Here is a 13,981-nt window from a genome sequence, read left to right as displayed (position 1 = left end):
CACGGGCCAGACGTCGACTCTGCCGGACATGGAATCGGCGGATTCGGCGTGAGGATGCCATCCGTGTGTGGAGGTGAATGCGGTGTCCCAGTCATGGAAGTCGTTGTGGAAGAGCGAATGCGGGAAATCGATCCCGATCTATCGCATCCTCGTGCCCGAAAGCGTCAATCAAGACATCATGAAGGCCTGGAACGCTCGCGGGTACCGCTACACCGCCGGCGCCCCGAATGCGATCATGCTCACCGGGGGAATGCGTCGAAACTTCTTCCGCTCCAGCATGCTGTTCAAAGGCGGTACCGGAACCGGGGCCGCTGTCACGGCGGGCTTCGCCGCGCCCGGCGGTCTGGCACTGGTGTCCGGCTTCGCCGATGCGGCACTGACATTCGGGGCGCTTGGTGGAGTAACCGCAGTGGGCACCGGCGTGTTCGCCGCAGTCACCGGACCGAAGTACTTCCGTGACCCCAAACGGCTGAGCCGGAAGAACCGAGCACAGGTGGGGCAGGCACAGTGGATCACTCCGGCGTCATTGGGATTCCAGCCTGGCCGCAAGGAAGGCCGCGACACCGACGAACAGCGCCTGTTCCACCTGGCGGTGACCATCGCGCGAAAGATCGTCCGGACACGCGCCTGGACCCACCCGATCCTGCGCGACCACGTCTCACGTGTCGACCTCGACCATGCTGTCGCCTCAATCGGTGTGCGGCTGGCCGAACTGGTCCGGCTGCGTGAGGAGATCGAGAGCATCAGGGATGCCGGAACCGCGAAGTCGGTGGAGACGTACCTGTCGAAACTTGCTGTGGCCTTCACCTCGATGGCCAACCGTGTGCTGTCGATGCATGAGTACTATGAGCGACTCATCGCACTCGACGAGCAGCTCATGCTGCTTCACAACTCGGAACGCTCACGTGAACTCGGCGACCGTGTCCTCGACGTTCTGTCCCGGACAGCTGCCGATGACTCCGCAGACTGGCAGTTCAGAGAACTGCGGATCGACGCTGAGTCACAGTCATCGATCATCTCGAGCCTTGTTGCCGAGCTCGACGAGACCGCAGACGACTTCGACGATTTCGACACACGTCTGGCGGCTGCCCAGGAGTCGATCGACGCGCTGGAACCCACACACTCCGCGGGGGAGGACCGCCGCGCGGAGTGATCTGCGTGCAGTCGTCGAGCTCAGCATCGTCGAGTTCAGTGACCGAACGGATCGGGGTCGACACCCGGCATCCATGAACGACCGGGGACGTTGTATCCGTTGGCGGCTTGCTCCTTCTTCCACTTCTTCGACCAGCGCTTGTCGAGACGGTCGACATAGAGCGTGCCCTGCAGATGATCGTATTCGTGCTGCATGATGCGAGCGAACCATCCTTCGGCGGTCAGTGACACCGACTGGCCGGTCTCATCGACACCGTTGACCGTGACACGGTCCGCGCGCTTGAGTGGAAAGTCGAGGCTGGGCACCGAGAGGCACCCTTCGGTCTCATCATCGGGATCCGGGCGGGTGTCGGGGACCTTCGAGGCGATGAGCAGCGGGTTGATGAAAGTGCCGCGTCTGCGGACCCCGGCATCATCTTCGGCGTTGAAGACGAAGATGCGCTTCGCTACGCCGATCTGCGGAGCTGCCAGGCCGACACCGTTGCTGGCGTCGAGGGTCTCGTGCATATCGGCGACCAAGGTTGCGAGCTCGTCGTCGAAGTCGGTGATCTTCTCCGCACGCTGATGCAGCACGGGCTCGCCGTAGACGACGATGGGATGAATAGGCATGAGGACAATCGTATCGGCTTTCGACACCGCGTTCCGTCCGAGAACAGCCCGTTCGCCTGGGTTCCTTCCCGCCTGCTCTTACCCGCGGCAGTCTGCCGGAGCACCAGTCGATCCACGACCGCCTCGGCGTCTCAGATTCGCACCTCAACAGCAGGGACGAAGCCGTCGCATCGAGCATCGAAGCTGCAGCGTCACGGGAGACGACAGCGCATTCGCACCCATGATTGTTCAGCGGTTCGAGCCTCCTGAGCCATTGGTGCCACGGTCAGGCTCGGGTTCTTTGTTGAATATGACTCGGGATCACAATGTATTTCGCCAGAAGCGAACATGGATTGTTGAGCAACCATCTTGGGAACAACCGGGAATGGCTCATGGTTATGATGGTGTCGGGCCGTCTCGGTCGACGAGATGAGATCGGCAGCTGAAGCCTTTGGCTGGTGGTTGTGTGACTTCTTCGTCGCAGCCCTCAGCACCGAGCGAAAAAATTTGCGTGAAAGGACATGTCTTGACCATCTTCAACAATGTTTCCGAACTGGTCGGCCGCACCCCTCTGATTCGTGTGAACAAGGCCAGCGAACGCTCCGGCGCGGAGATCATCGCCAAGCTTGAGTTCTACAACCCCGCTAGCTCGGTCAAGGATCGCATCGGCGTCGCGATGATCGACGCCGCCGAGGCTTCGGGGGATCTGAAGCCGGGTGGAACGATCGTCGAAGCAACCTCTGGCAACACCGGAATCTCGCTGGCGATGGTGGGCGCCTCCCGCGGCTACAAAGTCGTGCTGACCATGCCGGAATCCATGTCGAAGGAGCGTCGCGCACTCTTGCGCGCCTTCGGTGCCGAGCTCGTCCTCACCGACAAGGCCCTGGGTATGAAGGGTGCTGTTGAGAAGGCGGAAGGATTCGCTGCCGACGGTGCTGTCCTGGTTCGCCAGTTCGAGAACAAGGCGAACGCTGAAATTCACCGTTCCACCACCGGTCCGGAGATTCTTGCCGACACCGACGGTCAAGTTGATATCTTCGTGGCGGGCGTCGGAACTGGTGGAACCATCACTGGCGCCGGAGCTGCTCTGCGTGAGGCAATCCCCGACGTGAAGATCGTCGCTGTCGAGCCTGCAGCTTCGCCGCTGCTCTCCGGCGGAGACGCCGGCCCCCATGCCATCCAGGGTCTCGGCGCGAACTTCGTTCCTGGTGTACTCGACACCAAGATCTACGATGAGGTGGTCGCCGTTGACAATGATGACGCCTTTGCCACCGCTCGAGCGGTCGCGAAGGAAGAGGGGCTGCTTGTCGGAATCTCGTCTGGTGCAGCCTTGCATGCTGCGGAGGAGATCGGTGCACGCCCGGAGAATGCGGGGAAGAGGATTGTCGTTATTTTGGCCTCGTTCGGTGAGCGCTATCTCTCCACGCCGCTGTTTGCCGAATACATGGACTGAGCAGAAGAACTTCGACTGAGCGCTGCCTGAGGCAGATGCCGGTTCCGCGGTGAGGGCGTCAAACACATGTTTGGCGCCCTCACGGCTTTGACCACGAACTGATACGAGCAAACATGAGCACGAAGGACTGTTGAGATGAAGGCACTGTGGGCTGTGGCGACTGCGGCGATCGGCGCGGCCGCCTATGGGCTGAGCCGACCTGGGGTGCGCACGACTCTGCGCGAGGACCTCGATACCGTTCGCAGGCGCGATCCTGCGGCCACCAGCGATTTCGTCTCGCTGATCTCCTATCCGGGTATGCACGCGATCTGGGCGCACCGCGGCCTGCACCGACTGTGGCAGAACGAGACCACCAAGGTGCCAGCCAGGCTGATGTCACAGGCGGTGAGGACCCTGACCGGTGTCGAGATCCATCCCGGTGCGCAGATCGGGCGACGCTTCTTCATCGACCACGCCAACGGAGTCGTCATCGGTGAGACCTCGGAGATCGGTGACGATGTGATGCTCTACCACCAGGTCACCCTGGGTGGGACGTCGATGGAACAGGCGAAGCGCCACCCGACCATCGGCAACCACGTCCTCGTGGGGGCCGGTGCGAAGATCCTCGGACCGGTCAGCGTGGGCGACAATTCCTCAGTCGGGGCGAATGCGGTCGTCGTCAAAGACGTCGCGGCCGACTCGAGCGCAGTCGGAATCCCCGCAAAGGTCAGACCCTACAAGAAGCCCACCGGCGCCGAGGGGGTCGGGTCGGAGGCCGATGACACACGCTCCAAATACTCCGACTTCGAACTGATCGACCCGGCCATCTGGATCTGAGAGTCATTCGGATCTGACCGGGACGCTCGCTCACCAACTCCATCCGTCAACTCGGTCTTCGCCGGGCCTGCCCTGTCGACATCCCTTTGAAGGGCGTCGGCTTGGAAGGGCCGGCGATTGCACTGTCATGGCCTTCGGGAGTGCTGGACGAGAAGGCGCGGGAATACTTTCCGCCCAATGTCCGTTAAACTTTCAACTAATTACTTCAAAACTGAAGTGTTGCAGTTCAAGGAAAGTTCGTGAGCGGCGGGCAGAAGGAGCAGGCATGGAACTGGGAATCTTCACCATTGGAGACATCACCAGCGATCCCACCAACGGGACCACGGTGTCTGAGAATCAGCGGATCAAGAACACGGTCGAGATCGCCAAGAAGGCCGAAGAGGCTGGCCTCGACGTCTTCGCCACCGGTCAACACCACAACCCGCCGTTCGTCGCACCCGCGAACCCACCGGTCCTGCTGTCGAACATAGCAGCACAGACTCAGAAGCTGCGTCTGTCTACTGCCACCACGCTGATCACCACCACCGACCCGGTGCGCATCGCCGAGGACTACTCGTATGCACAGCATCTCTCCGACGGGCGCATCAGCCTGATCATGGGACGGGGCAATACCGGCCCCGTCTATCCCTGGTTCGGCAAGGATATCCGCTCGGGCATCCCGCTGGCGGTGGAGAACTACAACCTGCTCTACCGCCTCTGGCGGGAGAAGAACATCGACTGGGAAGGCAAGTTCCGCACGCCGTTGAATGGTTTCACCGCGACACCGACGCCACTCGACGATGTCCCACCTTTCGTGTGGCACGGATCGATCCGCAGCCCCGAAATCGCTGAGCAGGCCGCGTATTACGGCGACGGATTCTTCCACAACAACATCTTCTGGCCGATGTCGCACACCGCTCGCATGGTGAGGCTCTACCGTCAGCGCTACGAATACTACGGACACGGAGCAGCGAACCAGGCGATCGTCGGGCTCGGAGGTCAGGTCTTCATGCGCAAGAACTCACGTGACGCTGTCAACGAATTCCGTCCGTACTTCGACAACGCACCGGTCTACGGTCACGGTCCCAGCCTCGAGGACTTCTCGGCACAGACCCCGTTGACCGTCGGATCGCCCCAGCAGGTCATCGAACGCACCCTGAGTTTCCGCGACTGGGCCGGGGACTACCAGCGTCAGCTGTTCCTCATCGACCACGCGGGACTGCCGCAGAAGACGGTGCTGGAACAGCTCGATCTCCTCGGCGAAGAGGTTGTCCCGGTCCTGCGGAAGGAATTTAAGAAGGGCCGTCCGGCCGATGTTCCCGACGCACCGACACACGAATCACTCGTCCTGCGTCACCGCGAAGGCCGCGACCCCATCCCCGGCGGGGGTCCCGGATCGCGTGCCCATGCCGACCGTGCGGCCAAGTCCGCAGACCACAACGACGCCCAAGGAGCTGATCGATGATGCGAATCCTGTGCATCACGACCTCGCTGAGCGAGGACTCGACCACACTGAAACTGTCGAACAAGATCATCGCAGCCGCCATCTCGGCGGCGCAAGATGCGGGTCTGAGCGCGGAGACCGACCTCGTCAACGTGCGGAACCTGAGCTCAGACCTCACCGATATGGCACTGACCGGGTTTCGTTCGGAAAATCTCGAAGCGACATTCGCACAGGTCGCCGAGGCGGACGTGATCGTCACCGTGGCCCCCGTGTACAAGGTCGCACCGGTGGGACTGCACATCCTGTTCTGGCAGCTCATCGACGAAAAGGCATTGGCGAACAAACCCGTGCTCGTCGGCTCCACCGGCGGCACGCCGCGGCACTCGCTGGCCGGTGAGACCGTGCTGCGCCCGATGCTGTCCTACCTCAAGGGCATCGTCGTGCCGACGACGGTCTTCGCCGCGACCGATGACTGGGGCAGCGTCGAGGGCGGCCGCAGCCTCAAGGCCCGGATCACCCAGGCCAGCGAGGAGCTGATCGGTTTGGCGGCGAGCCTCAGCGGTGTCGATGTCGGTCCCACAGCCGATCCCAAGGACGGCCCCACAGCCGGCCCCAAGGTCGGCTCCACATCGACGCCCGGTGAGTTCGGCCGTCGTACCAGAGACGGGAATCCGAGCATCGATGATGAGTTCAATCCCGATCTCATCACCCCCTTCGCCCAGCTTCTCGAGGGGTGACGATGGTCGAGATCAAGCTCGGCCGAGGTCGTGACGAGCTCGCGCAGAGGTCGTGGCGGTCGTACTTCGAGACCTCGCAGCGCATCCGGCAGAACCTCGAGGGCAGCCTCAAGGATCGGACGGGTCTGACCGTCAGTGACTACAACACGCTCCTGTTGCTGTGGGAGGAACCCACCCACACGCTGACCATGAGTGCATTGGCCAGGAAACTTGTGTTCTCTCCATCGCGGCTCACCTACCGGATCAGGGTGCTCGAAGACGCCGGACTGGTGACGAAGACGGAATGCCCGGATGACAAACGGGCACACAACGTCGGCCTCACCGAGGTTGGGGCACAGGCCTTCCTCGATGCAGGGCGTCAGCACCGGGAGAACATCGACGAGGTGTTCCTCTCCCATGTCGACGATGAGGAGCTCGAAGTCATCGAGAGAGTGTTCGCAAGGATCGGCAAGGCGCTGCCGGACTAGTCCCTGCCGGAATGTGCTGCTGGATTCCGTCTGCCGGAATGGCCCTGCCTCAGTGAGCTGGTTCGTGGGACAATGTGTCTATGTCGATCAAGACCATTGCCTTTCCAGATTCCGAACTCCGCAACCGCGTCATCGCCCGGATTCCGGCGCACCAGCGTGCCAACGTCGACCTGGTCGTCTACTCGGATGCCGAGAAGTCAGCGAAGCTGAGCCGAGATGACGTCGATGTCGTCGTGCTCCCGTACCTCAATTCGGGACCGACCATCGAACTGCTCGACGAGTTGCCGAACCTGAGCCTGGTCATCACGCAGACCACGGGCTATGACCCTGTCGCGCATCTGCCGGAGCGCGGCATCCAGGTGGCGACCGCCTCGGGCGTGCACACCGGCGGAACGGCCGAGCTCGCACTGACACTGACCCTGGCCAGCCTGCGCGGAATCGACGATGCCGTTCGCGCTCAGAGCGCAAGGATCTGGAACCACAAGCGCAATCGCTCCCTGCAGGACCGCCGCGTCATGATCATCGGCGCCGGTGAGATCGGGTCGGCTATCGCTGATCGATTCGAACCTTTCGAAGTCGACCTCACCCGGGTCGCGACGAGGGCACGTGAAGACGCTCGCGGCCAGATCCACGGCGTCGATGAACTGCCGAACCTGCTTCCCCACACGGAGGTGGTCGTCCTCATCACGCCACTGACCGAATCAACGAACAAGCTCGTCGACAAGGATTTCCTGGCCCGATTGCCCGACAACGCCCTTATCGTCAACGTCGCTCGAGGCAAGATCGTTGACACCGACGCGCTCGTTGCCGAGCTGAGCACCGGCCGCCTCCATGCTGCTCTCGACGTCATGGATCCCGAGCCGCTGCCGGTCGACCATCCGCTGTGGGGGAGCCCGAACACTCTCATCACACCTCATGAGGGAGGTGACACCTCGGCGTTCGAGCCTCGGGTGGTGCAGATTCTGGCCGAGCAGGTCCGTCGGCTCAACGATGGCGAAGCGCCGCTCAACCTCGTCTCGACGGAGTGATCGCAGCAGTTCTCGATGAACTGCTCTGAGGTCAGCGACGAACTGCTCACAACAGGTTCCAACATGCGAGAACTTGGCATATACATGATGGACTCGGGCGTAGAGTGCCTGCATGAGCATTGATACGAACTCCACCACCCCGGACATCAAACCTCGTTCTCGCGACGTCACCGACGGTCTCGAAGCCACTGCCGCACGCGGCATGCTGAGGGCGGTCGGCATGGGCGATGACGACTGGGTCAAGCCGCAGATCGCCATCGCGACCTCGTGGAACGAGATCACCCCGTGCAACATGTCTCTGCAGCGCCTCGGTGCGGCCGCCAAGGAAGGCGTCCACGAATCAGGCGGCTTCCCCCTGGAATTCGGCACCATCTCCGTCTCCGACGGCATCTCCATGGGCCACGAGGGTATGCACTACTCGCTGGTCTCACGCGAGGTCATCACCGACTCCGTCGAGACCGTGATGAGCGCCGAGCGACTCGACGGGTCCGTCCTCATGGCCGGCTGTGACAAGTCGATCCCGGGCATGCTCATGGCATCCGCCCGCCTCGGCCTCTCCAGCGTCTTCCTCTACAACGGCTCGATCATGCCGGGTACTGCGAAGATGGAGGACGGCACCGAGAAGGAAGTCACCCTCATCGACGCCTTCGAAGCAGTCGGCGCCTGCCGTGCAGGCACCATCAGCCAAAAAGACGTCGACTCCATCGAGCGCGCCGTCTGCCCGGGTGAAGGCGCCTGCGGTGGCATGTACACAGCGAATACGATGGCCTCGGCCGCCGAAGCCATGGGCATGTCCCTGCCCGGCTCGGCCGCACCTCCTGCCATCCACCGCGACCGCACGATGTTCGCGCGCAAATCCGGTGATGCTGTCGTCAACCTGCTGCGTCAGGGAATCACGACGAAGGACATCATCACCCGCGAATCGCTGCACAACGCGATCGCCGTGGTCATGGCCTTCGGAGGGTCGACCAACGCGGTTCTCCACCTCCTGGCCATCGCTCATGAAGCCAACGTCGAGCTTTCGCTCGATGACTTCAACCGCATCGGTGACAAGGTCCCGCACCTGGGCAACGTCAAGCCCTTCGGCCAGTATGTGATGAACGATGTGTTCAAGATCGGCGGCGTGCCCGTGATCATGAAGGCCCTGCTCGACGCGGGTCTGCTCAACGGTGACTGCATGACGGTGACAGGTAAGACCGTGGCCGAAAACCTCGAGACGATCAACCCACCGGACCCCGACGGCAAGATCCTGCGCGCGATGAACAACCCGATCCACGCCACCGGCGGACTCACCGTGCTCAAGGGCTCGATGGCGCCCGAGGGTGCGGTCGTGAAGTCCGCCGGCTTCGACGCCGATGTCTTCGAAGGCACTGCACGGGTGTTCAACCAGGAGAAGCCGGCCATGGATGCCGTGCTCAACAATGAGCTGCAGAAGGGCGATGTCGTCGTCATCCGCTATGAGGGGCCCAAGGGCGGCCCGGGCATGCGCGAGATGCTCGCCATCACCGGAGCGATCAAGGGGGCAGGCATCGGCAAGGACGTCCTGCTCATCACCGACGGACGCTTCTCCGGCGGGTCCACCGGCCTGTGCATCGGCCACGTCGCGCCCGAGGCCGTCGATGGCGGACCGATCGCGCTCGTCGAGGACGGGGACAGGATCACTGTCGACATCGCGGCCCGCTCGATCGAACTCCATGTCGACGAGTCGGTGCTCGAAGAGCGTCGCAAGACCTGGACGATTCCCGAGAACCACCGCCTCACCGGTGTGCTCGGGAAGTACGCGAAGCTCGTGCAGTCGGCCTCCACCGGTGCCGTCTGCTTCTGAGCAGGGGACACCCGATGATCTGATCATCGCACAGTCGAGCCCCGGATAGCGGGGAGCGATCCATCGCCGAGGTGGTGCGGACCAATGTCCGCACCACCTCGGCTCTTCTGTGCCCGAAGAGGCAAAAGACCACCCCTTGTTACCCAACTGTAATCACGGCGTGTCGCCCGAGATTCTGCGGCACCACCGGATGGAGAGAAAGAAAATGAGCAAGGTGCTTTGTGTGGCGGATCACATCTGGATACAGTACAACTTACGTTCAGTTGTTTGTGATGGTTCACGGATGAACCGCGCAGAGTCGCTGAGCTGACAACACTTGACGCAAAGGAACTTTGACCGCAGATGACTCGCACACCCCTCGAGATTCGCAAAGAGATCTATTCCCTCATCCCCGGACCGATGCATCAGTCAGAGAATAATCACGAAAGTTCTCGAGTCGCAGCGATTTAGGTCCCGGCATGGGAAAATACGTTCTCCGGCGATTCGTCAACTACTTCATCCTGGCGTTCATCGCCACGGTCACCGCCTACATCACCTCCAGTGCGTTCATGGATCCGGCCGCGCGGTATCGGGGCCAGAATCCGCCGCTGTCAGAAGCCTCGATCAAGTCGATCCTCAACGGACACGGGACCAATCCGGATGTTCCGATCATCGAGCGTACGTGGGCCTGGCTGACGGGGATCTTCCTCCACGGGGACTTCTCTACGACGGTCCACAACAATCCGGTCTTCCAAGAGATCATGACCCGGGCAGGGGTCAGCCTCAAACTTCTGCTCATCGGTTCCATCCTCGGAGCCATCCTGGGCGTCGTCCTCGGCGTGTGGGGCGCGGTTAAGCAATACAAGGCCTCTGACCAGACAGTGACTTATGCGTCCTATCTGATCATCGCCACCCCGACATTTGTCATTGGCGTGGTGCTAATGATCATCGCCACCGCCTTCAACGGTCTCATCGGCACAACCCTGATTCGCTTTTCCGGTGAATACACGGCGGACATACCGCCGGGCTTCTTTCCGTGGTTCACCGATCAGCTCTCACATATGCTGTTGCCGACATTGGCATTGGTGATGATGGGTGCTGCCACCTACTCGCGTTATCAGCGCTCGGTCATGCTCGATGTGCTGGCCTCTGATTTCATCCGCACCGCGAGATCGAAAGGGCGCACCCGCAAGACCGCCTTGGTCAAGCACGGTGTTCGCGTTGCCCTCATCCCGATGTCGACCTACTTCGCCTACGCCTTCGGCACGTTGGTCGCAGGATCGGCGATGCTCGAGGTGGTGTTCTCCTGGCACGGCATGGGGGAGTTCACCATCAACTCGATCCTGCAGTCCGATATCAATGCTGCTGCCGGGTCCGTCCTGTTCATCGCAGTGCTGACTCTGATCTCTTCGACCCTCTCGGAGATCCTCTACGCTGCCCTCGACCCGAGAGTGAGGATCTAACATGGCCACCGATCTTCCGATCTCCACGACTGCCGACACCGAGGTTGTGCCTCGTCGTTCGAAGCCGACCTCCCGTCTGACCCTGGTCTGGGGCCGACTGCGCTCGACCCCGCGCTTCTGGGTCGGCGGCATCATGCTGGGGTTCTTCGTCCTGTTCGCAATATTCGGCAACACGATCAACATCTATACGCCGACTGACCAGGACATCCACGCACTCAACGAGGCACCGAGCCCGCAGCACTGGTTCGGCACGAACACCATCGGCCAGGACATCTACGCCCAAACCGTGGCGGGACTGCAGAAGTCTCTGCTCATCGGCATCATCGCCGGGCCCGCAGCGAGCCTCCTAGCCGCGATCATCGGTTCGACAGCCGGATACTTCGGCGGCCGCATCGAGGTCGTCATCGTGTGGTTCATCAACCTGCTCCTCGTCCTGCCTGCGTTCTTCATCCTCGTGCTTCTGGCCCCGATGCTGCGCCAGCTGTCGTGGATGGCGATCGTCGTCTTCCTCGCCCTGTTCGGGTGGATGATCATGGCCCAAGTTGTGAGAAACCAGACGAAGGCGATCAAGGACCGTGACTTCGTCAAGGCGGCGCGGTACATGGGCGTCTCCACTCCACGGATACTGAGCCGGCACATCATTCCGAACGTCGCGTCGATCCTCATCGTCGATGCCACTTTGGGCGTGGTCTCAGCGATCCTGACCGAAACTTCGCTGAGCTACTTCAACCTCGGAATCCAGAAGCCCGATGTCTCCATCGGCACACTCCTGGCGGAGGGTTCCGGGGCGGCTGTGACCCGTCCGTGGCTCTTCGTCTTTCCCGCAGGCGTCCTCGTCCTCATGCTGTTCGCCATCAGCCTGATGGCCGATGCGCTCCGTGACGCCATCGATCCCACCTCAGGAGTCAACCGTGACTGAGACTCTCATCACCGATCAATCCAATCCACCTGCGCAGGCTCCGATCCTCGAAGTCCGGGGCTTGAGCGTCACGTTCCCGAATCCTCAGGGCGATGTGAAGGCCGTTCGCGGGGTCAGCTACGAGGTGATGCCCGGTGAGTTCCTGGGCATCGTCGGCGAATCGGGTTCCGGCAAGTCAGTCTCGTCCATGGCCGTGATGGGATTGCTTCCCTCCACAGCCCGCATCGGCGGCTCGATCAGATACCGCGGACGCTCCCTGCTGGACATGGACGACCACGCAATGTCGGAGTTGCGCGGTTCCGAGATCGCCATGGTGTTCCAAGACCCGCTATCGGCGCTCACCCCGGTCTACTCGATCGGCGAACAGATCTCAGAGGGTCTGCTCCTCCACGATCCAACGCTGTCGAAGGATGCTGCACACAGCAGAGCGATCGAGCTGCTGCGCGTCGTCGGTATCCCGGGGCCCGAACGTCGGGTCAGGGCATACCCCCACGAGTTCTCCGGAGGTATGCGCCAACGAGCAATGATCGCGATCGCCATCGCCAACGATCCGGACCTCATCATCGCCGATGAGCCGACCACCGCGCTCGACGTCACGATCCAGGCCCAGATCCTCGAGGTCCTGCAGAAGGCGCGTGAGATCACAGGCGCTGCGATCGTGCTCATCACCCACGACCTCGGTGTGGTTGCGGGCAACGCGGACCGCATCGCGGTGATGTATGCCGGTCGCCTGGTGGAGACCGGGCCGGTCGAACAGGTCTTCGCCCGCCCGCAGATGCCCTACACGACCGGGCTGCTGCGCTCGGTGCCGAACCTGGCGACAGCCGGAACCCAGCGACTCGTTCCGTTGGAGGGCAAACCGCCATCACTGTCGAACATGGTCCCGGGGTGTCCCTTCGCTCCGCGCTGCCCGATCGCCCTCGACAAATGCCGTGAAGTCGAGCCTGAGCTCATCGTTCATGGCACGCCCGGCGTCGCCGCTGCATGCCACAGGGCCGATGAGATCGCCTCGGGGAAGCTGTCCGCCGGCACCATCTTCCCGCGGCCAGAACCTGTTGAGAAGCGAGTGAAGAACGATGAAGCCGAACGGGTCCTCGAGATCACCGGGCTGCAGAAGCACTTCCCGCTGCTCAAAGGAGCCGTTTTCAAACGGCAGATCGGCACCGTCAGAGCCGTCGACGGCATCGACCTGGAGATCAGGGAGGGACAAACCCTCGGCCTGGTCGGAGAGTCAGGCTGCGGCAAGTCTACGAGCATTGGTGAGGTTCTCGAGATGGTGGCGCCCCAGAAGGGCAAGATCGTCATCAATGGAGTCGACGTGTCCGAGCTGTCCAAGCGCGATCGTTTGGCCATGCGCAAGGACGTCCAGGTCGTGTTCCAGGATCCGATGGCCGCGATCGACCCGCGGTTGCCGGTCGGCGAGGTGATCGCGGAACCGCTGACAGTCCACAAGGTCCCGGCCAAACAGCGCACTGACACCGTCGCCGAGATGCTCGAACTGGTGGGCCTCGACGCGAACATGGCCGATCGGTATCCGCACGAGTTCTCAGGCGGGCAACGTCAGCGCATCGGCATCGCCCGGGCGCTCGTGACCAACCCGAAGCTGCTCGTCCTCGACGAACCGGTTTCGGCCCTCGACGTGTCCGTACAGGCCGGTGTCATCAACCTGCTCGAGGACCTGCGCGACTCACTCGGGCTGTCCTACCTCTTCGTCGCCCATGACCTGGCAGTCGTGAGGCAGATCGCCGATCACGTTGCGGTGATGTACCTGGGCCGGATCGTCGAATTCGGCGCCTCCGAAGATCTCTACGACAATCCGCAGCATCCCTACACTCGAGCGTTGATGTCGGCGATTCCGGTGCCCGACCCGGTGGTCGAACGATCGCGTGAGCGAGTGCTCCTGTCCGGCGACCTTCCGAGCCCGACCGACGAGATCTCCGGGTGCAATTTCCGCACTCGGTGCCCGCTCTTCGCGCTGTTGCCCGAGAGCGAGCAGGACAGATGCACACACGAGGATCCCCAGCCTCGGCGGGCGGAGGCGAACCTGGTGGCCTGTCACTTCGCTGAACGGATCCATGAGCTCGACCACTCGGACTGAACGAACCCGACACAGTACTCATCCATCGATCAC

12 protein-coding genes are annotated in these 13,981 nt (G+C 62.1%); 11 read left to right on the top strand and 1 reads right to left on the bottom strand.

Annotated elements, in window-relative coordinates; translation table 11 throughout:
- Nucleotides 1-82: 82 nt before the first annotated feature.
- Complete coding sequence (locus tag AAFP32_RS11340) at nt 83-1,153, top strand: hypothetical protein (protein WP_350269229.1); 1,071 nt, start codon at nt 83-85, stop codon at nt 1,151-1,153.
- 35 nt (nt 1,154-1,188) lie between these two features.
- Here AAFP32_RS11340 and def read toward each other — a convergent pair whose 3' ends face one another.
- Nucleotides 1,189-1,761 carry a peptide deformylase gene (def, locus tag AAFP32_RS11335; protein ID WP_350269228.1) on the bottom strand — a complete coding sequence of 191 codons (573 nt, stop codon included), beginning with the start codon at nt 1,759-1,761 and terminating at the stop codon, nt 1,189-1,191.
- 505 nt (nt 1,762-2,266) lie between these two features.
- Here def and cysK point away from each other — a divergent pair.
- The 10 genes from cysK (at nt 2,267) to AAFP32_RS11285 (ending at nt 13,948) form a co-directional block, all read left to right on the top strand.
- Nucleotides 2,267-3,193, top strand: a complete 927-nt coding sequence (gene cysK, locus AAFP32_RS11330) for a cysteine synthase A (protein WP_350269227.1) — start codon at nt 2,267-2,269, stop codon at nt 3,191-3,193.
- Nucleotides 3,194-3,328: 135 nt separating this feature from the next.
- Entirely contained in the window at nt 3,329-4,009 is a 681-nt protein-coding gene (gene cysE / locus AAFP32_RS11325) for a serine O-acetyltransferase (protein ID WP_350269226.1), read from the top strand.
- 265 nt (nt 4,010-4,274) lie between these two features.
- Nucleotides 4,275-5,453, top strand: coding sequence for an LLM class flavin-dependent oxidoreductase (locus tag AAFP32_RS11320; RefSeq protein WP_350269225.1), 1,179 nt, complete (start codon nt 4,275-4,277; stop codon nt 5,451-5,453).
- Nucleotides 5,450-6,169: an NAD(P)H-dependent oxidoreductase gene (locus AAFP32_RS11315; RefSeq protein ID WP_350269224.1), complete on the top strand. Its 720-nt coding sequence runs from the start codon at nt 5,450-5,452 to the stop codon at nt 6,167-6,169. Before AAFP32_RS11320 ends, AAFP32_RS11315 begins: the two co-directional genes overlap by 4 nt.
- Nucleotides 6,170-6,171: 2 nt before the next feature.
- Nucleotides 6,172-6,636, top strand: a complete 465-nt coding sequence (locus AAFP32_RS11310; protein ID WP_350269223.1) for a MarR family winged helix-turn-helix transcriptional regulator — start codon at nt 6,172-6,174, stop codon at nt 6,634-6,636.
- Between the two features lie 80 nt (nt 6,637-6,716).
- Nucleotides 6,717-7,664 carry a 2-hydroxyacid dehydrogenase gene (locus AAFP32_RS11305; RefSeq protein WP_350269222.1) on the top strand — a complete coding sequence of 316 codons (948 nt, stop codon included), beginning with the start codon at nt 6,717-6,719 and terminating at the stop codon, nt 7,662-7,664.
- A 112-nt stretch (nt 7,665-7,776) separates the two neighbouring features.
- A complete protein-coding gene (gene ilvD, locus AAFP32_RS11300) occupies nt 7,777-9,489 on the top strand; it encodes a dihydroxy-acid dehydratase (protein WP_350269221.1) in 1,713 nt (570 codons plus the stop codon).
- A gap of 458 nt (nt 9,490-9,947) precedes the next feature.
- Nucleotides 9,948-10,931, top strand: a complete 984-nt coding sequence (locus AAFP32_RS11295; protein WP_009882647.1) for an ABC transporter permease — start codon at nt 9,948-9,950, stop codon at nt 10,929-10,931.
- Between the two features lies 1 nt (nt 10,932).
- Entirely contained in the window at nt 10,933-11,850 is a 918-nt protein-coding gene (locus AAFP32_RS11290; RefSeq protein WP_350269220.1) for an ABC transporter permease, read from the top strand.
- Complete coding sequence (locus AAFP32_RS11285) at nt 11,843-13,948, top strand: ABC transporter ATP-binding protein (protein WP_350269219.1); 2,106 nt, start codon at nt 11,843-11,845, stop codon at nt 13,946-13,948. The genes AAFP32_RS11290 and AAFP32_RS11285 overlap by 8 nt, the downstream gene beginning before the upstream one ends.
- Nucleotides 13,949-13,981 lie beyond the last annotated feature (33 nt).

It is taken from the genome of Brevibacterium sp. CBA3109 (genome assembly GCF_040256645.1).
Lineage (GTDB): Bacteria > Actinomycetota > Actinomycetes > Actinomycetales > Brevibacteriaceae > Brevibacterium > Brevibacterium koreense.
The sequence above is the reverse complement of the archived record's forward strand: the minus strand, read 5'-3'. Positions and strand labels throughout refer to the sequence as shown.